The organism is Staphylococcus microti (assembly GCF_000934465.1).
Taxonomy (GTDB): Bacteria; Bacillota; Bacilli; order Staphylococcales; family Staphylococcaceae; genus Staphylococcus; species Staphylococcus microti.
In genome coordinates, this window is record NZ_JXWY01000007.1 from 1 (window position 1) to 21,882 (window position 21,882).

19 protein-coding genes are annotated in these 21,882 nt (G+C 38.3%); all 19 read left to right on the forward strand.

Translation table 11 applies throughout. The annotated features are described in order from the left end of the window. Nucleotides 1–131 precede the first annotated feature (131 nt). The gene (gene codY / locus TP70_RS01280) at nucleotides 132–905 is read left to right on the forward strand and encodes a GTP-sensing pleiotropic transcriptional regulator CodY (RefSeq protein ID WP_044358764.1); all 774 of its coding nucleotides are present in this window, start codon (nucleotides 132–134) and stop codon (nucleotides 903–905) included. 163 nt (nucleotides 906–1,068) lie between these two features. After that, entirely contained in the window at nucleotides 1,069–1,845 is a 777-nt protein-coding gene (gene rpsB / locus TP70_RS01285; protein ID WP_044358765.1) for a 30S ribosomal protein S2, read from the forward strand. A 108-nt stretch (nucleotides 1,846–1,953) separates the two neighbouring features. Beyond that, nucleotides 1,954–2,832 carry a translation elongation factor Ts gene (gene tsf / locus TP70_RS01290; protein ID WP_044358766.1) on the forward strand — a complete coding sequence of 293 codons (879 nt, stop codon included), beginning with the start codon at nucleotides 1,954–1,956 and terminating at the stop codon, nucleotides 2,830–2,832. Between the two features lie 155 nt (nucleotides 2,833–2,987). Beyond that, nucleotides 2,988–3,710, forward strand: coding sequence for a UMP kinase (gene pyrH / locus TP70_RS01295; RefSeq protein ID WP_044358768.1), 723 nt, complete (start codon nucleotides 2,988–2,990; stop codon nucleotides 3,708–3,710). A gap of 18 nt (nucleotides 3,711–3,728) precedes the next feature. After that, nucleotides 3,729–4,283: a ribosome recycling factor gene (gene frr, locus TP70_RS01300; RefSeq protein WP_044358769.1), complete on the forward strand. Its 555-nt coding sequence runs from the start codon at nucleotides 3,729–3,731 to the stop codon at nucleotides 4,281–4,283. Nucleotides 4,284–4,533: 250 nt separating this feature from the next. After that, a complete protein-coding gene (locus tag TP70_RS01305; protein WP_044358770.1) occupies nucleotides 4,534–5,295 on the forward strand; it encodes an isoprenyl transferase in 762 nt (253 codons plus the stop codon). A 14-nt stretch (nucleotides 5,296–5,309) separates the two neighbouring features. Continuing rightward, nucleotides 5,310–6,092 (forward strand): phosphatidate cytidylyltransferase, encoded by a 783-nt coding sequence (locus tag TP70_RS01310; protein WP_044358771.1) that lies wholly within the window; start codon nucleotides 5,310–5,312, stop codon nucleotides 6,090–6,092. A gap of 17 nt (nucleotides 6,093–6,109) precedes the next feature. Beyond that, entirely contained in the window at nucleotides 6,110–7,240 is a 1,131-nt protein-coding gene (locus TP70_RS01315; RefSeq protein ID WP_044358772.1) for a 1-deoxy-D-xylulose-5-phosphate reductoisomerase, read from the forward strand. A gap of 6 nt (nucleotides 7,241–7,246) precedes the next feature. Beyond that, nucleotides 7,247–8,527 (forward strand): RIP metalloprotease RseP, encoded by a 1,281-nt coding sequence (gene rseP / locus TP70_RS01320; RefSeq protein ID WP_044358774.1) that lies wholly within the window; start codon nucleotides 7,247–7,249, stop codon nucleotides 8,525–8,527. A 27-nt stretch (nucleotides 8,528–8,554) separates the two neighbouring features. Further along, a complete protein-coding gene (locus TP70_RS01325) occupies nucleotides 8,555–10,258 on the forward strand; it encodes a proline--tRNA ligase (protein ID WP_044358775.1) in 1,704 nt (567 codons plus the stop codon). A gap of 219 nt (nucleotides 10,259–10,477) precedes the next feature. Continuing rightward, a complete protein-coding gene (locus tag TP70_RS01330; RefSeq protein ID WP_044358776.1) occupies nucleotides 10,478–14,788 on the forward strand; it encodes a PolC-type DNA polymerase III in 4,311 nt (1,436 codons plus the stop codon). Nucleotides 14,789–14,911: 123 nt separating this feature from the next. Next, nucleotides 14,912–15,379: a ribosome maturation factor RimP gene (rimP, locus tag TP70_RS01335; RefSeq protein ID WP_044358778.1), complete on the forward strand. Its 468-nt coding sequence runs from the start codon at nucleotides 14,912–14,914 to the stop codon at nucleotides 15,377–15,379. A 21-nt stretch (nucleotides 15,380–15,400) separates the two neighbouring features. Further along, entirely contained in the window at nucleotides 15,401–16,579 is a 1,179-nt protein-coding gene (gene nusA / locus TP70_RS01340; protein ID WP_044358779.1) for a transcription termination factor NusA, read from the forward strand. 11 nt (nucleotides 16,580–16,590) lie between these two features. After that, a complete protein-coding gene (gene rnpM, locus TP70_RS01345) occupies nucleotides 16,591–16,878 on the forward strand; it encodes an RNase P modulator RnpM (protein ID WP_044358780.1) in 288 nt (95 codons plus the stop codon). After that, the gene (locus tag TP70_RS01350) at nucleotides 16,875–17,186 is read left to right on the forward strand and encodes a YlxQ family RNA-binding protein (protein ID WP_044358781.1); all 312 of its coding nucleotides are present in this window, start codon (nucleotides 16,875–16,877) and stop codon (nucleotides 17,184–17,186) included. The genes rnpM and TP70_RS01350 overlap by 4 nt, the downstream gene beginning before the upstream one ends. A gap of 11 nt (nucleotides 17,187–17,197) precedes the next feature. Next, nucleotides 17,198–19,312, forward strand: coding sequence for a translation initiation factor IF-2 (infB, locus tag TP70_RS01355; RefSeq protein ID WP_044358782.1), 2,115 nt, complete (start codon nucleotides 17,198–17,200; stop codon nucleotides 19,310–19,312). Between the two features lie 363 nt (nucleotides 19,313–19,675). Next, the gene (locus TP70_RS12140; RefSeq protein ID WP_156962251.1) at nucleotides 19,676–19,822 is read left to right on the forward strand and encodes a hypothetical protein; all 147 of its coding nucleotides are present in this window, start codon (nucleotides 19,676–19,678) and stop codon (nucleotides 19,820–19,822) included. 650 nt (nucleotides 19,823–20,472) lie between these two features. Further along, nucleotides 20,473–20,817, forward strand: a complete 345-nt coding sequence (gene rbfA, locus TP70_RS01360) for a 30S ribosome-binding factor RbfA (protein ID WP_044358784.1) — start codon at nucleotides 20,473–20,475, stop codon at nucleotides 20,815–20,817. Nucleotides 20,818–20,964: 147 nt separating this feature from the next. Then, nucleotides 20,965–21,882, forward strand: a complete 918-nt coding sequence (gene truB / locus TP70_RS01365; RefSeq protein WP_044358785.1) for a tRNA pseudouridine(55) synthase TruB — start codon at nucleotides 20,965–20,967, stop codon at nucleotides 21,880–21,882.

A 21,882-nucleotide genomic window follows, 5' to 3' on the forward strand; every position in this document is an offset into this window, starting at 1 on the left:
CATTTTTATTCTCTATATCTTGAATATTGTTTAAACATTATATATAGCTTATTTTAGGCTTCAAAAAACAAAAAAATTAAAAAGATTTTAAATTTAGGGTTGACACATCGCCTATAAAAAGGAGAAGTGACATGAGCTTATTAACAAAGACAAGAGAACTTAGTAGCTTATTACAAAAACATAAAGGAATATCAGTAAACTTTACAGATGTTGCACATACAATCAGCAAAGTGACGGTAACAAATGTATTTATCGTCTCGAGACGCGGTAAGATTCTAGGATCTTGCCTAAACGAATTGTTAAAAAATGAGCGCATTAACAAAATGTTAGATGATCATCATATTCCAGATGCTTACACTGAAAAATTAATGCACGTCTATGAAACAACATCTAACATTGATATTGAAGATCCGTTGTCAGTATTCCCACTAGAGAGCAGAAGTCTGTTTGAAGACTCTAAGACCACAATTTTCCCAATCATCGGTGGTGGCGAGCGCCTCGGTACATTAGTGCTTGGACGTTTATCAGATCCATTTGATGAAAATGACCTTGTATTAGGTGAATACGCTGCAACAGTGATTGGTATGGAAATTTTACGTGAGAAACATTCTGAAATTGAAGCGGAAGCACGTGATAAAGCAGCTATTTCTATGGCGATTAACTCTTTATCATATTCAGAAAAAGAAGCGATTGACCATATTTTTGAAGAATTAGGTGGCACAGAAGGTTTATTAATCGCATCTAAAGTAGCAGACCGTGTAGGTATTACGCGTTCAGTGATCGTAAATGCGTTGCGTAAGCTTGAAAGTGCTGGTGTTATCGAGTCACGTTCACTCGGTATGAAAGGGACGTTTATTAAAGTTAAAAAACGTGCATTCTTAGACGAATTAGATCGCATGGAATAGTAAACTTTACTGTTGCATATGAAAAGGCATTATGTTATATTTATATGCGGCTATTAAAAGCCAAAACACACACGTTTAACGAGCATATAAATGGGTGCGATACAAGCTATCGTTTTTATATGGGTTAACGTGGAGGAACATAACCAATAGGAGGAATTTTATTATGGCAGTTATTTCAATGAAACAATTGTTAGAAGCTGGTGTTCACTTCGGTCATCAAACACGCCGTTGGAACCCAAAAATGAAAAAGTACATCTTCACTGAGCGTAACGGTATTTACATTATCGACTTACAAAAAACAGTGAAAAAAGTTGACGAAGCGTACAACTTCATCAAACAAGTATCTGAAGAAGGCGGTAAAGTCTTATTCGTAGGTACTAAAAAACAAGCACAAGAATCAGTGAAAGCTGAAGCAGAACGTGCTGGACAATTCTACGTTAACCAAAGATGGTTAGGTGGTATTTTAACAAACTTCAAAACAATTTCTAAACGTGTACACCGCATTTCAGAAATTGAAAAAATGGAAGAAGACGGTACTTTCGACGTACTTCCTAAAAAAGAAGTTGTAGAACTTAAAAAAGAATATGACCGTTTAATCAAATTCTTAGGCGGTATTCGTGATATGAAATCAATGCCTCAAGCATTATTCGTAGTTGACCCACGTAAAGAGCGTAATGCGATTGCAGAAGCGCGCAAATTAAACATTCCAATCGTTGGTATTGTTGATACAAACTGTGACCCAGATGAAATCGACTATGTTATCCCAGCTAACGATGATGCGATCCGTGCGGTTAAATTATTAACTGGTAAAATGGCAGACGCTGTCTTAGAAGGACAACAAGGTGTATCTAATGATGAAGTAGCTGCTGAACAAAACATCGACTTAAATGAAGATGAAAAAGCAGAAACAACTGAAGCAGCAGACAAAGCTGAAGCATAAGCATCTGTTGAATCTAACTAAGTAGAAGCTTAAAATGGGTGATAAGATATTGATGCTTATCTCCCTTTTTTTAAAATAAACTATGTATTGATATTGGAGGAATAGTGAATGGCAATTTCAGCTAAACTTGTAAAAGAATTACGTGAAAGAACAGGCGCAGGTATGATGGACTGTAAAAAAGCGCTTGAAGCAACTGATGGTGACATCGATAAAGCAATTGACTACTTACGTGAAAAAGGTATTGCAAAAGCAGCTAAGAAAGCAGACCGTATTGCTGCAGAAGGTATTACACACGTAGAAGTTAAAGGTAACGACGCAGTTATCGTTGAAATCAACTCAGAAACAGACTTCGTAGCACGTAACGAAGGTTTCCAAGAGTTAGTAAAAGACATCGCAAACCAAATTCTTGCGACAAAAGTAGACACTGTTGAAGCGTTAAACGAAACAACAATGCCTAACGGTAAAAAAGTTTCTGAACACATGACAGAAGCAATTTCTACAATCGGTGAGAAATTAAGCTTACGTCGTTTTGAAATCAGAACTAAAACTGACAACGATGCATTCGGTGCATACTTACACATGGGTGGACGTATTGGTGTGCTTTCAGTTGTTGAAGGTTCAACTGACGAAGAAGCTGCTAAAGACGTAGCAATGCACATCGCTGCAATCAACCCTAAATATGTTTCTTCTGACCAAGTAAGTGAAGAAGAAATCTCTCACGAAAGAGAAGTATTAAAACAACAAGCATTAAACGAAGGTAAACCAGAAAACATCGTTGAAAAAATGGTTGAAGGTCGTTTACGCAAATATTTACAAGAAATTTGTGCTGTTAACCAAGATTTCGTTAAAGATCCAGACCAAACTGTTGAACAGTTCCTTAAATCTAAAGGTGGTAAATTAGTTGACTTCGTACGTTACGAAGTTGGTGAAGGTATGGAAAAACGTGAAGAAAACTTTGCGGATGAAGTAAAAGGACAAATGAAATAATCAACACGGTTTTGTATAAGAAAGAAGACACCTGTTGTGTCCTCCTTTGCATGACTTCAATGCATTGATATTGAAGCCGTGTGTAAGGAAGATACCTATTGTGTCTTCTTTACTTGTATTGTTCCATATAATACGAATAGAGAGGTTAATAAATAATGACTGAAACTTCAAAATATAAGCGAGTAGTATTGAAACTTAGTGGAGAAGCATTGGCAGGAGATAAAGGATTTGGTATTAATCCAATTATTATTAAAAGCATTGCGGAACAAGTAGCTGAAGTAGCAAAATTAGATACAGAAGTTGCTGTTATCGTTGGTGGCGGTAATATCTGGCGTGGTAAAACAGGTAGTGACCTTGGTATGGACCGTGGTACTGCAGACTACATGGGTATGCTTGCGACAGTAATGAATGCATTGGCATTACAAGATAGTCTTGAACAGCTTGACTGTGATACGCGTGTGCTTACTTCAATCGAGATGAAACAAGTGGCTGAGCCATACATTCGTCGTCGTGCCATTCGTCATTTAGAGAAAAAACGTGTTGTTATTTTTGCAGCAGGTATTGGTAACCCATACTTCTCGACAGATACAACAGCCGCTTTACGTGCCGCTGAAGTAGAAGCAGAAGTGATCTTAATGGGTAAAAACAATGTAGATGGTGTTTACTCAGCAGATCCAAAAGTAGATCCAACTGCGAAAAAATATGAGCGCCTAACTTATATTCAACTTTTACAAGAAGGTTTACAAGTAATGGACTCAACAGCCTCTTCATTCTGTATGGACAACGATATTCCTTTAAAAGTCTTCTCAATTATGGAAGAAGGCAATATCAAACGTGCTGTATTAGGTGAAGATATCGGAACAATTATCACAAAATAATTTAGAGGTGACCTGATCATGAATGCAATTATTAAAGACGCGAAAGCGCGTATGAAAAAGTCTGCTGAAAGTTTGTCACGTGAACTAGCACAAATCAATGCTGGTCGTGCGAACTCAAACTTATTAGCAGGTGTCAATGCGGACTACTACGGTGCGCCAACACCTGTACAACAATTAGCAAGTATCAATGTGCCAGAAGCACGTTTACTTGTAATCTCTCCTTATGACAAAACATCATTGAAAGAAATCGAACGTGCAATTATCGCTGCAAACCTAGGTGTGAACCCAACAAGTGACGGTGAAGTCATTCGTATTACTGTACCGGCATTAACTGAAGAACGCCGTAAAGAGCTCGTGAAACAAGTGAAGAAAACGGGTGAAAATGCGAAAGTATCTATTCGTAACATTCGTCGTGATGCCAACGACGCATTGAAAAAACAAGAGAAAAACGGCGAAATCTCAGAAGACGAATTACGTTCATCTTCTGACGAGGTTCAAGATGTTACGAATGATGCCATTAAAGAAATTGATCAACTCGTTGCAGATAAAGAAAAAGATATTATGTCTGTGTAACACATGTTATGTCATCATCCATTTTAACTATTTGCGCAGTGTGTGTCATAGAAGCACGTGTTTATCTGTAATGAACGCGAGTGATGCAACTGAACGATAATGGAGAAATCGAACTGTACCGAATCAGACTTTGGTACAGTTTTTTTCTATGTTTATTTTAAGCGTCTTTTGAGTGTGATAAAATGATAGATGATTGTTTGCTAGTAAGATGATAATATTTAAGAGACACTACAGGCTCGGAGGAACACGCATGTTTAAGAAATTTAAAAGAAACAACGATAGACAAGCGCAATCTGATACATTAGACTTGCATCATATACCAGAACATATTGCGATTATTATGGATGGTAATGGGCGATGGGCAAAGCAGCGCAAAATGCCGCGTATTAAAGGGCATTATCAAGGCATGGAAACGATTAAAACGATTACGCGTGCAGCGAGTGACTTGAATGTGAAATATTTGACGCTGTATGCTTTTTCCACTGAAAATTGGTCGCGACCACAAGAAGAGATTAACTATATTATGGGGCTCCCAGTTAATTTCTTGAACACATTTTTACCAGAGTTAATTGAAAAAAATGTAAAAGTGGAAACAATTGGTTTTATTGATGAGTTACCAACGAAAACAATTCAAGCGATTGAAGAAGCGAAGTTGAAGACAGCTGATAATACCGGATTGACGCTTATTTTTGCGATTAACTATGGCGGTAGAGCAGAAATTATGCATGGCATTCAAAATGTCATTAAAAATTATAAGCATGCTTCAGATAGTGATATTGAGCAACTGTCTGAACAACAATTTTCTAAATATTTAATGACCGCCGAGTTTCCGGATCCGGATTTGTTAATACGTACATCAGGAGAACAACGCATTAGTAACTTTTTAATTTGGCAGTTGTCGTACAGTGAATTTATTTTCAATGAGAAGATGTGGCCAGATTTTAATGAAGAAGATTTAAAATCATGTATCAAAACATATCAATCTCGCCAAAGACGCTTTGGAGGATTGTAGATAGGAGCAGTGAGATGAAGGTCAGAACGATTACAACGATAATTGCACTTATTGTGTTTTTACCCATATTATTAGTGGGTGGCGCGACTTGGATGTATTTTACATTCGTACTCGCATTAATTGCCTTAAAAGAATTATTGAATATGAATCGTATTCGCTTTTTGTCAATTCCCGGATTCATTAGTGCAGCGGGCTTAGTCATTATTATGTTGCCAGAAGAGTTCGGCGCATGGGTACCCTTGTTGCAACAAAAAGGGCTCATTATACTAAGTTTTATCATTCTTAGCTATACGGTAATGTCTAAAAACCGCTTCAGCTTTATGGACGCTGCATTTTGTCTAATGTCAGTCGCATACGTAGGTATTGGTTTTATGTATTTTTACGAAACACGTGAAGCAGGTCTGCAATTTATTTTATTCGGACTTTTAATCGTGTGGTTAACAGATACAGGCGCATACATATTTGGGCGCTCATTTGGTAAACACAAACTTTGGCCAGTGATTAGTCCTAACAAGACGATTGAAGGTTTTATTGGCGGCTTACTCTGTAGTTTAGTCGTACCACTTGCATTTATGTTTTTTATGCCGTTCAGTTATAGCATGATTTGGATTCTTGTGTTGACAGTTGTACTTAGTGCATTTGGTCAACTTGGCGACTTAGTAGAGTCAGGGTTTAAACGCCACTTCGGTGTAAAAGATTCAGGTCGTCTATTGCCAGGACACGGTGGTATTTTAGACCGCTTTGACAGTTTTATGTTCGTGTTACCATTAATGAACATTTTCTTAATTCAAATGTAAAGTGAAGTGAACAAGTAATGAAAAATATAGCGATTTTAGGCGCTTCGGGTTCAATTGGACAACAAGCCATTGATGTAATTGAACGCCATCCCGACGAATTCAACTTAGTCGGTTTGTCTGTAGGTAAGCGCGTAGATGAAGCGATTGATATTGTATCACGACTGCAACCGGATATTGTTTCGGTGCAGTACGAAAAAGATATGGCACGTTTTTCAGATTTTGACGTTAAAGTCGTTTTCGGTGCAGATGGATTAAAAGAAGTGGCAACAGCAGCGCACAACGACCTTGTACTGAATGCTTTAGTTGGAAGTGTTGGACTCCCACCAACGATAGCAGCGATAGAGCATGGCATCGACATTGCACTTGCTAACAAAGAAACACTTGTTGTTGCAGGTGAACTTGTTATGGCGCATGCCAAAAAACATGGCGTTAACATTTTACCAGTAGATTCGGAGCATGCGGCCATTTTCCAATGTTTAAACGGTGAAGACCGTCGCCAAGTGAAAAAAATTACAATTACAGCAAGTGGCGGTTCGTTTAGAGATTTAACACGTGATCAACTGGAAAACGTGACGGTGGAAGACGCGTTAAATCATCCAAACTGGTCAATGGGTCAGAAGATTACGATTGACTCTGCAACGATGATGAATAAAGGGTTTGAAGTGATTGAAGCAAAATGGTTATTTGATTTGGAGATTGATCAAATTGAGACGATTTTGCATAAAGAGAGTATTATCCATTCAATGGTTGAGTTTGTTGATACAAGTGTGATGGCACAACTCGGAACGCCGGATATGCGTATGCCGATACAATATGCTTTCACGTATCCGAACCGTTTAGAACATCAGGCACCTTCTTTAAATCTTGCAGAAGTGGCACAGTTAAACTTTAAAGCAATGGATCTTGATCGATACAGATGTTTAAAATATGCGTACGATGCGTTAAAAACTGGTGGCACGATGCCAGTCGTATTAAATGCGGTTAATGAAGTCGCTGTCGCAAAGTTTTTAAACCGTGAAATCGGCTTTTTAGACATTGAACGATTGATTGAACGAGAAATGGATGCACACCAAGTCATTCAACATCCGACACTCGAACAAATTTTAGCTGTTGATAAACACTATAAATCTAAGGAATATGAGGTGTAGCTATCTGTGTTTATAACCATTATTGCATTTATTATTGTTTTTGGTTTGCTTGTTTCTGTGCATGAGTACGGGCATATGTTTTTTGCGAAACGTGCAGGTATTATGTGTCCGGAATTCGCAATCGGCATGGGACCTAAGATTTTAAGTTTCCGTAAAAATGAAACGTTATATACGATTCGCTTGTTGCCAGTAGGTGGTTATGTCCGCATGGCAGGCGATGGTTTGGAAGAAGCACCTGTTCAACCAGGTATGCACATCCGTATTAAATTAAATGAGCAAGATGAAATTACGCACGTTATTTTGGATGATCAACATAAGTTTCAACAAATTGAAGCGTTAGAAGTGAAACAAGTCGACTTATCGGAAGACATGTTTATCGAAGGGATTGCGGGATACGACGACGCACGTCACTGCTACCCAATTGCACGTAAAGCATTCTTTGTTGAAAATGGGAGCTTGATTCAAATCGCCCCACGTGATCGTCAGTTTACACATAAAAAGCCGTTTCAAAAGTTTTTAACATTGTTTGCGGGGCCGCTCTTTAACTTTATCCTTGCTTTTGTGTTGTTAGTTGGTTTAGCGTACTATCAAGGTGCACCGACGACAACGATTGATCAAGTAGCGAAAGGAATGGCTGCAGAACAAATCGGTCTGCAAAAAGGCGATAAGATTACTGAAATTAACGGCGATAAAATCAATCGTTTTTCTGATGTGAAACGCGCGTTGCAAGAAACAGGCGGCAAAGAGGCACAAATCAAAGTGTCACGTGACGGCAAAATATTAACTAAAACATTTACACCGAAGAAGAATGAAGTAAAAATTTCTAAAAACCAAAAAGAGACGGATTACCAACTAGGTTTTATTCCTAAGAAAGAGCGTGCATCAATTGAACCACTTATATACGCAGGTGAACAAACATTGCGTTTCGGTAAAACAATTTTTATCGCTGTAGTTGGCATGATTGGTAGTATATTCACAGGTGATTTTAGCTTCAATATGCTCAATGGCCCGGTTGGTATTTATAAAAATGTGGATACAGTTGTAAAAACAGGTATTGTTAATTTAATCGTTTGGACCGCAGCATTAAGTGTTAACTTAGGGATTATGAACTTATTACCAATCCCAGCATTAGATGGTGGACGTATTTTATTCGTTATCTATGAAGCGATTTTTAGAAAACCAGCAAATAAAAAGGCTGAGACGATTATCATTGCAGCTGGTGCTGTGTTTGTCATGGTTATTATGGTCTTAGTCACATGGAATGATATTCAAAGGTATTTTTTATAACTAAATAACAAGGAGGCACACATAAAGATGAAGCAATCAAAAGTCTTTATACCGACATTACGTGAAGTTCCTGCTGAAGCTGAAGCGTTAAGTCATCAATTATTATTAAAAGCAGGACTCATTAAACAAAATACAGCAGGTGTCTACAGCTATTTACCACTTGCAACACGTGTTATACACAAAATTTCAGACATCATTCGTGAAGAAATGGAACGTATTGATGCTGTAGAAGTTGTAATGCCAGTATTACAACATGCGGAGTTATGGCAAGAATCTGGACGTTGGGAAGCATACGGTTCAGAGTTAATGCGTTTACGTGATCGTAACCAACGTGAATTTGCCCTTGGACCGACACACGAAGAAGTTGTAACATCATTAATTCGTGATGAGTTACGTTCATACAAACAATTACCATTAACATTATTCCAAATTCAAACGAAATTCCGTGACGAAAAACGTCCACGCTTTGGATTGCTTCGTGGTAGAGAGTTTATTATGAAAGATGCGTATTCATTCCATGCAGATGAAGCATCGTTAATGAAAACGTACCAAGATATGTATGATTCATATAAACGTATTTTCAAACGTGTTGGACTAAATGTGCGTCCAGTTGTTGCTGATTCAGGTGCAATTGGTGGGAACTACACACATGAATTCCACGCGTTGAGTGCGATCGGTGAAGATACAATCGTGTATAGTGATAACAGTGACTATGCAGCGAATATTGAAAAAGCTGAAGTTGTGTACACGCCTTCAGAGGCACCGAAAGAAGCACCACAAGCGTTAGAAAAAATTGCGACACCGAATGTGAAGTCGGCAAAAGAACTTGCGGAATTATTAGTTAAACCGCTTGATCAAACGACAAAATCAATGGTATTCAAAGTAGACGACGCATTTGTGATGGTATTAGTGCGTGGTCATCATGAAATCAATGACGTGAAATTAAAAGATTACTTTAATACAGACAATATTACGATGGCGACAGAAGATGAGATTCGTAATTTACTTGGCGCGGCGCCTGGTTCATTAGGTCCAGTGACTGATAGTGAGATTAAAGTGTACGCCGACAATTCTGTACAAGACTTAGTAAACATTCCAGTTGGTGCAAACGAAGACGGCTACCATTACGTGAATGCAGTAGTAGACCGTGACTTTACAATTGATGGTTATGGCGATTTCCGATTTATTTTAGAAGGCGAGCCATTGGCTGACGGTTCTGGCAATGCAAAATTTGCTGAAGGGATTGAAGTAGGACAAGTTTTCGTGCTTGGCGAAAAATATTCTAAAGCAATGAATGCGACGATTTTAAATAATCAAGGTCGTGAACAAAACTTAACAATGGGTTGTTACGGTATCGGTGTATCAAGAACATTGAGTGCCGTAATTGAACAGCACCACGATGATAATGGTATTATTTGGCCTAAGTCCGTTACACCGTATGACTTGCACTTAATTACAGTAAACCCTAAAAAAGAAGCGCAATTTGAATTGGCGGAAAAACTTTATACAACACTTCAAGAGAAATATGATGTGTTGTATGATGATCGTCAAGAACGTGCAGGCGTAAAATTTAATGATGCAGACTTAATCGGTTTACCAATTCGTGTTGTAGTTGGTAAAAATGCCGAAGAAGGTATTGTTGAAGTGAAACGCCGTGATACAGGCGATAGTGAAGACGTTGCGGTAGATGAACTCGTAGCATACATTGAACGTCTTTATGAGCAACTCTAAGTTTTAAAGTGTCAGCTTTTGCTATAATAGAATATAATTGTAGAGAACGATGTGTATGATTTGTATTTTTACCGTGAAATACACAGAGGACTCTTATGACATCCTTACGGGGGTGGGGCAATGAACTCTTTAGTCATATTAAGATTTCTGTCCCACTCCTATTCATATTTTATACATAATGTAAAATGATTTTATTTGAACAATAAGGTGGATTGAAATATGGACCTACAAAATCAAGAAAAGTTCAAAATTCTACTCAAACAATTGAATATGCTCGATCACTTTAATACTGAGATCGTTGAAAACAGTGAATTAACACGTGTCGATGTGTCAGAGAAAACACGCGCATGGACGTTTCACATTACATTACCGTATGTAATTCCTTATGAAGATTATGCCGTGTTTACACATGCGATGACTGAGACATTTAAAGATATTGCGCAAGTGAACTGGCAAATTCGTGTTGCATCGTCAGCGAATCAAGATGAGCACTTGTTGAAATACTTTGGTTCGTGTATTGATCAAACGGCTTTATCGCCTAAAGTGAAAGGGCAGTTGCGTCAAAAACGAATCATTGTATCAGGAAATGTGGTCAAAGTACTCGTACAAAATGATGTGGAACGTGACCATTTTGATAAAGTGTGCAACGGGAGTCTTGTAAAAGCTTTGAAGCAATGTGGTTTTGATATTGATAAAGTGGTATTTGAAACGGATACAGTCGGTCACGATGAAGAATTAGCCTCTTTAGAAGCACATATTCAACAAGAAGATGAACAAAGTGCAAGAGAAGCGACAGAAAAAATTGAAAAAATGAAAGAGCAACGCGCGCAACAAGAAGAAAATGGTGTCACAGTTGAGAAGTGTCAAATCGGAAAACCGATTCAAGTTGAAAATATCCGTCCTATTTCAGATATTATCGAAGAAGAGTTTAAAGTAGCGATTGAAGGGGTTATTTTCGACATTAACTTGAAAGAATTGAAAAGCGGCCGTCACATTGTCGAATTAAAAGTGACGGACTATACAGATTCGCTCGTGCTCAAAATGTTCACACGTAAAAATAAAGATGACTTAGAACATTTCAAAGCATTGTCAGAAGGTAAATGGGTGCGTGCACAAGGGCGTATCGAAGAAGATATGTACATTCGTGACCTTGTGATGATGATGTCAGATATTGAAGAAGTGAAACATACCGCGAAACAAGATAAAGCGGAAGAAAAGCGTGTGGAGTTTCACTTGCATACAGCAATGAGCCAAATGGACGGTGTGTCCAACATTGGCGATTATGTTGCACAAGCAGCAAAATGGGGACATGATGCGATTGCGGTGACAGATCATAACGTTGTACAAGCATATCCAGATGCTTATGCTGCTGCGAAAAAACATGGCATTAAAATGATTTACGGTATGGAAGGTATGCTCGTTGATGATGGTGTACCGATTGCCTACAAACCGACTGATGTTGCATTGGCAGACGCCACGTATGTCGTATTTGACGTTGAAACGACAGGTCTTTCCAACCAATATGACAAAATTATTGAGTTAGCCGCTGTGAAAGTGAAAGATGGCGAAATTGTTGATAAGTTCGAACGTTTCAGCAATCCACACGAAAAGTTATCTGAGACGATTAAAAACTTAACGCATATTACAGATGATATGTTACGTGATGCGCCTGAAATTGAAGAAGTATTAACGGAATTTAAAGAATGGGTTGGCGATGCCATTTTTGTAGCACACAACGCGTCTTTTGATATGGGCTTTATCGACACGGGTTACGAGCGTTTAGGCTTTGGTCCGTCGACAAATGGTGTGATTGATACGCTGGAATTATCACGTACGATTAACACAAGCTATGGGAAGCACGGCTTGAACTTCCTAGCGAAGAAGTATGGTGTGGAACTTACGCAGCACCATAGAGCGATATACGATACAGAAGCAACAGCGTATATTTTTGTAAAGATGTTGGCACAATTAAAAGAATTGGATGTACACAATCATCAAGAAATTAATAAAAAATTATCGAATGAAGATGCGTACAAACGTGCACGTCCACAACACGTCACATTGATCGTACAAAACCAACAAGGGTTGAAAAACTTATTTAAAATCGTCAGCCAATCTCTTGTGAAATATTTTTATCGAACACCACGTATTCCACGTTCCGTATTAGATGAACATCGTGAAGGATTACTCGTCGGGACAGCATGTGATGAAGGGGAAGTCTTTACTGCGGTGATGCAACGTGATCAATCAGAAGTAGAACGCATTGCGAAATATTATGATTATATTGAAGTGCAACCGCCAGCCCTTTATCAAGATTTGCTTGATAGAGAATTAATTCGTGATAATGAAACATTACTTGAAATTTACGAGCGTATTTTAGCTGTCGGTGAAACCAATAACATCCCAGTCATTGCGACAGGGAATGTCCATTATTTACATGAACATGATGGTATTGCACGTAAAATCTTAATCGCATCTCAACCGGGGAACCCGCTTAATCGAACGACGTTACCGGAAGCACATTTCCGTACTACGGATGAAATGCTTGCTGACTTCCATTTTTTAGGTGAAGAAAAAGCAAAAGAACTCGTTGTGACGAATACACGCGCTTTAGCAGAACGTATTGAAGAAGTCGTGCCGATTAAAGATAAACTGTATACACCGAATATGGAAGGTGCCAATGAAGAAATTCGTGAAATGAGTTATAACAATGCGAAAAAGTTATACGGTGAAGACTTGCCACAAATTGTTATTGATCGATTAGAAAAAGAGTTGGACAGTATTATCGGTAACGGTTTTGCGGTTATCTACCTTATTTCACAACGACTTGTTAAGAAATCATTAGAAGATGGTTATCTTGTAGGATCTCGTGGTTCGGTCGGTTCGAGCTTTGTTGCAACGATGACAGAAATTACAGAAGTGAATCCATTGCCACCGCATTACATTTGTCCAAAATGTAAAAAAAGTGAATTCTTTAATGACGGTTCAGTTGGTTCAGGTTTTGACTTGCCAGATAAAACATGTGAATGTGGCACACCGTTGATTAAAGAAGGACAAGATATTCCGTTTGAAACGTTCTTAGGATTTAAAGGGGACAAAGTACCAGATATTGACTTGAACTTTAGTGGGGAATATCAACCGCATGCCCACAATTACACGAAAGTACTGTTCGGTGAAGATTATGTTTTCCGAGCAGGAACAATTGGTACAGTCGCTGAGAAAACAGCATTCGGTTACGTCAAAGGTTATTTGAACGATCAAGGTATTCATAAACGAGGTGCAGAAGTCGATCGTTTAGTGAAAGGTTGTACCGGCGTAAAACGTACAACCGGTCAGCATCCGGGTGGTATTATCGTTGTGCCGGATTATATGGATATTTATGACTTTACGCCAATTCAATATCCAGCCGATGCACAAAATTCCGCATGGATGACGACACACTTTGACTTCCATTCGATTCACGATAACGTCTTGAAACTCGATATACTCGGACACGATGATCCAACAATGATTCGTATGTTACAAGACTTATCAGGTATTGACCCTAAAACAATTCCAGTCGATGATAAAGAAACGATGGGTATTTTTAGTTCACCTGAAACGCTAGGTGTCACTGAAGAAGAAATTTTAGCGAAAACCGGTACGTTCGGTGTGCCAGAGTTTGGTACTGGATTCGTTCGTCAAATGTTAGAAGATACGAAGCCGACGACATTCTCTGAGTTAGTACAAATCTCAGGACTGTCACACGGAACAGACGTATGGTTAGGTAATGCACAAGATCTCGTACGAAGTGGTACATGTACATTATCAAGCTGTATCGGTTGTCGTGACGATATCATGGTATATCTTATGTATGCCGGTCTTGAACCATCACTCGCCTTTAAAATCATGGAGTCCGTGCGTAAAGGGAAAGGATTAACCGAAGACTTTGAACAAGCGATGCGCGATAACGAAGTCCCTGAATGGTATCTAGATTCATGTAAGAAAATTAAATACATGTTCCCGAAAGCCCATGCTGCTGCGTATGTATTAATGGCGGTGCGAATTGCGTATTTCAAAGTGCATCATCCGTTATATTATTACGCAAGTTACTTTACAGTACGTGCATCAGACTTTGATTTATTAACAATGATTAAAGACAAAGATAGCATTCGTAATACAGTGAAAGATATGTACAGTCGTTATATGGACTTAGGTAAAAAAGAAAAAGACGTGTTAACCGTTTTGGAAATTATGAATGAAATGGCACATCGTGGCTTCAAAATGCAACCTGTGAACCTCGAGAAGAGCCAAGCATTTGATTTTATAATCGAAGGCGACACGCTAATTCCGCCATTTATCGCCGTGCCAGGACTTGGGGAAAACGTTGCACGCCGTATTGTTGAAGCGCGTGAAGAAGGGCCATTTTTATCAAAAGAAGATCTTAACAAAAAGGCAGGTGTTTCGGCGAAGATTATCGAGTATCTCGACGAACTCGGTTCACTTCCAAACATGCCAGACAAAGCACAACTGTCAATTTTCGATATGTAGATTCACATTTGTCGTCATGACAGTTATGTGCTATAATAATGTTGCTTATAAAAATGGACTCAAGCAGAAAGAGTGGGTGTTACCCGCTCTTTTCTGTTTGTATGTCACTGATAGGGGGCACGTATGAGTAAAATTACAGAGCAAGTAGAAGCGTTGATACAACCTGTCCTTGACGACTTAGGGTATGAATTGGTAGATGTTGAATTTGCGAAAGAAGGACGCGATCATTATTTGCGTATTTCAATTGATAAACCGGGCGGCGTGGATTTAAATGATTGCACGCGTGCATCTGAACACATTAGCGACGTGATGGACGAACATGATCCAATTACACAAGCGTATTATTTAGATGTTGCATCGCCAGGGGCAGAAAGACCTATCAAGAAAGAGGAAGATTATCAAAAAGCAATTGGACAACCCGTATTCGTATCGTTATATGCACCAATTGAAGGTGACAAAGAATGGTTAGGTACGTTATCGGCTGTAACTGAAGACACAATTGATATGTCAGTGAAGATTAAAGCAAGAACGAAAGTCATTACAATTCCGCGAGATAAAATTGCGAAAGCACGTCATGCGGTTATGCTTTAATGGACGTAAGGAGGAAGATTCGTGAAAAGTAATGAATTATTATTAGCGACTGAGTATTTAGAGAAAGAAAAAAGAATTCCAAGAGCCGTATTAGTGGATGCGATTGAAGCAGCATTAATCACAGCATATAAAAAGAACTATGAAAGTGCACGTAACGTACGTGTTGAATTGAACTTAGACAGCGGGACATTCCACGTTATCGCACGTAAAGAAGTTGTTGAAGAGGTATTTGATGACCGTGAAGAAATCGACCTTTCAACAGCACTAGTGAAAAATCCAGCGTATGAAATTGGCGATATTTACGAAGAAGATGTGACACCAAAAGACTTCGGTCGTGTTGGCGCACAAGCAGCAAAACAAGCAGTAATGCAACGCTTACGTGATGCAGAACGTGAAATTTTGTATGAAGAATTTATCGACAAAGAAGACGATATCGTGACAGGTGTTATCGACCGTGTAGATCATCGCTATGTTTACGTTAACCTTGGCAGAACAGAAGCTGTATTGTCAGAAGCAGAGCGTAGCCCAAATGAATCATATGTGCCGAACGAACGTATCAAAGTGTATGTAAACAAAGTTGAACAAACAACAAAAGGACCACAAATTTTCGTATCACGTAGTCATCCAGGATTGTTGAAACGTTTGTTTGAACAAGAAGTACCAGAAATTTTTGAAGGGTCTGTTGAAGTGAAGTCAGTAGCACGTGAAGCAGGCGATCGTTCAAAAATCAGTGTGTACGCTGAAAATGCAGACATTGACGCGGTTGGTGCATGTGTTGGTGCAAAAGGTGCACGTGTTGAAGCGGTTGTTGAAGAACTTGGTGGCGAAAAAATTGACATCGTACAATGGGATGCTGATCCAAAAGTATTTGTACGTAATGCATTAAGCCCATCACAAGTTGTAGATGTTATCGTTGATGAAGAAAATCAATCAACAACAGTAATCGTACCAGACTATCAACTATCACTTGCGATTGGTAAACGTGGTCAAAACGCACGTCTTGCAGCAAAATTAACAGGTTGGAAGATTGACATTAAGTCTGAAACAGATGCCAAAGCATTAGGTTTAGATCAACCACAACCAGCAAAAGAAGAAGCTGTTGTTTTTGAAGATGAAGAACTTGCAATTGTTGACGATGCACTTGCAGAAGACGTTGCTGACGATGTTGTTGTAGAAGAGGATGTAACAGAAGAAAAATAGGGGGGATTTTCATGAAAAAACGTAAAATTCCTATGCGAAAATGTATTTTGTCAAACGAGATGAAACCGAAAAAAGAAATGATTCGCGTTGTACAAAATAAAGAAGGTGACATCGCTGCAGATGCGACAGGTAAGATGCAAGGACGTGGCGCATATGTAAGCAAAGACGTCGCTTTAGTGGAACAAGCACAGAAAGCACAAAAACTTGAGCAATTTTTCAAAGCATCTCAAGAAACGTTAGAACCTGTGTATAAAGAGATTATTCGATTAATTTATCGGGAAGAGATACCTACAAAATGAACCAACAACAATTTTTAAATTTTTTAGGGCTAGCAATGCGTGCAGGTAAGGTGAAAACCGGAGAATCTGTGCTGATAGCAGAATTGAAAAAACATCGATTGAAACTTGTGTTGATTGCAGAGGATGCATCAGATAACACGAAGAAAACGTTAATGAACAAATGTACAACCTACAAAACACCTTATCGAGTGGTAAGCAATCGCTATGAACTCGGTGTGGCGATTGGCAAGGAAGCGCGTGTGAATATCGGTATAACAGATAGTGGCTTTGCGAAAAAGCTAATAGCAATGATCGATGAAGATAAGTAAGGAGTGGTTGAATGAGTAAACAAAGAATTTATGAATATGCAAAATCATTAAACATCAAAAGTAAAGACGCCATTGATGAGTTAAAGAAAAATGGTGTAGAAGTATCAAATCACATGCAAACGTTAGAAGCAGACCATGTGAAAATTTTGGACAAAGCGTTCAATAAGCAAGCTGCCAATGACAAAAAAGCTGAGGCACCTAAAAAAGATAACAAACAAGCGAAAGCGAATAACCAACAAGGTAAAGGGAAGCAACAGCCTAAAAATAATAAAGGCAATCAACCAAATAACAAGAAAAATAAACGTAACAACAAAAACAACAACAATAAAAAGCAGCAGCAACAACAGCCAAAACCAGCTGAGCCAAAAGAAATGCCATCAAAGATCACTTACACTGAAGGTATTACCGTTGGCGAACTTGCAGGTAAATTAGGCGTAGACGCTTCTGAGATCATTAAAAAACTCTTCTTACTTGGCATTATGGCAAACATTAACCAAGCATTAGACGTTGAAGCTTTAGAACTTGTTGCATCAGATTACGGTGTTGAAATTGAAGAAGAAGTTGTGATCGATGCAAACGACTTAGACGTTTATTTTGAAGACGTTGAAGAAGATGAAGACGCAACAGTACGCCCAGCCGTTGTTACGATTATGGGACACGTTGACCACGGTAAAACGACGTTACTAGACTCAATTCGTCATACACACGTGACAGCAGGAGAAGCGGGCGGTATCACACAACATATCGGTGCCTACCAAATTGAAAATAAAGGTAATAAGATTACATTCTTAGACACACCTGGACACGCAGCATTCACAACAATGCGTGCGCGTGGTGCCCAAGTTACTGATATTACAATTCTTGTTGTAGCAGCTGACGATGGTGTCATGCCTCAAACAATCGAAGCGATTAACCATGCCAAAGCAGCAGAAGTACCAATTATCGTTGCGGTTAACAAAATTGATAAACCAACTGCGAATCCTGACCGTGTTATGCAGGAACTTGCAGAGTATAACTTAATCCCTGAAGACTGGGGTGGCGACACAATCTTCGTACCACTTTCAGCATTAAGTGGCGAAGGGATTGACGACTTGTTAGAAATGCTTGTCCTTGTCTCTGAAGTCCAAGAATTGAAAGCAAACGCAGACAAGCCAGCCGTTGGTACAGTGATTGAAGCGGAATTAGATAAATCACGTGGACCAGCTGCATCATTACTTGTTCAAAACGGTACATTACACGTAGGTGACGCCATCGTTGTAGGTAACACACACGGTAAAGTACGTGCAATGGTAAATGACTTAGGTAAACGTATTAAAACAGCAGGTCCATCAACACCAGTTGAAATCACTGGTTTAAGTGCGGTACCACAAGCCGGTGACCGTTTCGTAGTCTTCAAAGACGAGAAAAAAGCACGCCGTATCGGTGAAGCACGTGAACAAGAAAGCATTATTCAACAACGTCAAGAAAGCAAAAACGTCTCACTTGATAACTTGTTTGAACAAATGAAACAAGGTGAAATGAAAGACTTAAATGTGATTATTAAAGGGGACGTTCAAGGTTCAGTTGAAGCATTAGCTGCATCATTAATGAAAATTGATGTTGAAGGCGTAAACGTACGTATCATTCATACAGCAACAGGTGCAATCAACGAATCAGACGTTACATTAGCAAACGCATCAAACGGTATTATTATCGGATTCAACGTACGACCAGATGCAGGTGCAAAACGTGCAGCTGAAGCAGAAAACGTAGATATGCGTTTACACCGCGTTATTTACAACGTTATCGAAGAAATCGAATCAGCGATGAAAGGTATGCTTGATCCTGAATATGAAGAAAAAGTAATCGGACAAGCAGAAGTACGTCAAACATTCAAAGTATCTAAAGTCGGCACGATTGCAGGTAGCTACGTGACAGACGGTAAGATTACAAGAGACGCAAGCGTACGTGTCATCCGTGACGGTATCGTTATCTTTGAAGGCGAACTTGATTCATTAAAACGTTTCAAAGACGATGCTAAAGAAGTTGCACAAGGTTACGAATGTGGTATTACCATCGAAAAATTCAATGACCTTAAAGAAGGCGACGTTATCGAAGCTTACGTTATGGTTGAAATTGAAAGATAGACATATATAGCTATATCCCAAAACTCTTCATTTGATAAATTCAAGTGAGGAGTTTTTTGGATTAAGTTTTAGACAGTAGAAATTCCTAGTAATCATGTTAAAAAGCGTTGTTTTCCCACTTCCTGGTCCACCATAGATATGCAGTTTCATTTTAACCATTCCTTGATTTAAAGTTCTTATTTACAAATATATTATACCATTCACTTTTTATGGTAAGTCATCTTAATAATTCAGATATAAATAAGTTAGACAAACTCTTTTTGGTTAAGGTGGTGAGTTTTTAATAACATATTAAATCTTGTTGAACATCTGCTTTGAAAATATTATTATGACATTATAATAAGAACGGAGGAGATGGGTAGTATGGCAACAGAAAGTTTTTTATCAGAATATATATTCACAGAAGAAACGTTACCTAATTTGTTAGAAGCACTAGAAAGACAAAGTGTAAACAATGCACAACAGTTTGAAGCCCTGCCAATTGATGTTGTTAAGGATCCTGAAAAATAGCGTCATTATTAGAAAGTTATGCTGAATAAATGAGATTGAGAGATATTACTTGAGTTGTTTTACTGAATGATTCCATTGACAGGCAGTGAAAAATAGCGTGAAAGTTATAATGAACAAGAATTTGTTTAACAATATAATATGCAACACTTTAATAAAGTAGGTAACGCATGTGTGTACCTAATTTTTAGCAATTATGGAGTAATACCAAATTTAGTAAGATGTTTTAAGCTAGCTAAAATAGACTTGCTCATTTCAAAATGTAGCGTTCATAAATATACTAGAGAATAAAAGGAAGGCTGATGGTCTATGAATATCGGTATTATTATTACAATAGTAGTTTGTTGCATACTTTTACCTACCATAATATCTGTAAATGAAAGAAATAAAATAGTTGAATGATCCTTTCGTAGCAAACATTGAATAAATGAAATGCTGAAAGGGTCATTTTTTATTTGTAGAGCAATAGTTTATATATAAGTCAAAGTAGCAGTTATTACATTTATCATATTGAAGTCGCTCATCGTATTAAGTGGGAACTTAGCACAAGCAATCTTTTTCTAAAAGCACCTATCGTTGACGCATCTTGTTATGGTCATATATAATGAGATATTGAAGTGAATGACGTAACACTTTAGTAAAGAGGTGAAAACATGAACATGAGAGCAGAACGTGTTGGTGAACAGATGAAAAAAGAATTAATGGATATCATCAACAATAAATTGAAAGATCCTAGAGTTGGATTTTTAACAATTACAGATGTACAACCAACGAATGATTTATCATTAGCAAAGGTGTATTTCACAGTGCTTGGTAATGATAAAGAACGTCAAGATACATTCAAAGGGCTTGAAAAGGCGACAGGATTTTTGAAATCAGAGCTTGGACAACGCATGCGATTACGCATTATTCCTGAGTTACAATTTGAATATGATGAATCGATTGAATACGGTAATCGTATTGAACAATTAATTCAAGGTTTACACAAAAAAGATTAACAGTGATAAGGCTAGGATATGTCGTGCGGTCTAAACCGATGAAGACGAATATCCTAGCTTTTACTATAGGTAAAGATGATAAAAATAATAGGAACGCATATATTTATTTTAAATATATAAAACACGAATGATAAAGGAGTAACGCCTATGTATAACGGTATATTGCCGGTGTATAAGCCACGTGGTTTAACGAGTCATGATGTTGTGTTCAAGCTGCGTAAAATTCTTAAGACAAAAAAGGTGGGGCATACAGGTACGCTAGATCCTGAGGTGGATGGCGTCTTACCAATTTGTATTGGACAAGCAACGAAGGTTAGCGATTATGTCATGGACATGGGGAAAACGTATCATGCTGAAGTGACGGTAGGTGTTTCTACAACGACTGAAGACCAGACGGGAGACGTTATTGCGCAACAACAAATAAATGAAACAACTATGACGAATGAAGCAGTGGACACAGTCTTGGAACAGTTTAAAGGTTGGATTACACAAATTCCACCGATGTATTCTTCCGTGAAAGTCAATGGCAAAAAACTTTATGAATATGCACGTAATGGGGAGACGGTTGAACGTCCAGAGCGCCAAGTTCATATTCGTGACATTCAGCGTGTATCTGATGTAAAATTTTCAGATGATCAAGCGATATTTGAAATCATTGTATCGTGTGGTAAAGGGACGTACATTCGAACGTTGGCAACAGATATTGGAAAGGCACTTGGCTATCCAGCGCATATGTCACGATTGACGCGAACGAATAGTGGTGGTTTCGATATGGCACAAGCGTTAACATTAGAAACGATTCAAGAACGCCATGATGCAGGAAATCTTACTGACGCTTTGCTTCCTTTATTATATGGGCTAAAAGCTTTACCGATATATGAAGTACGTGACGAAAAGTTAATTCAGCGTATTAATAATGGACAAAAGTTTGAACGTCATCAATTTGATATTGATTTTGAACAAACACTTGTGATGTATGACCCTAAAGCTGAAAAGGTGTTGGCAATATACGAAGTGCATCCGTCACGTGATAATGAAATTAAACCGAAAAAGGTATTTAACTAA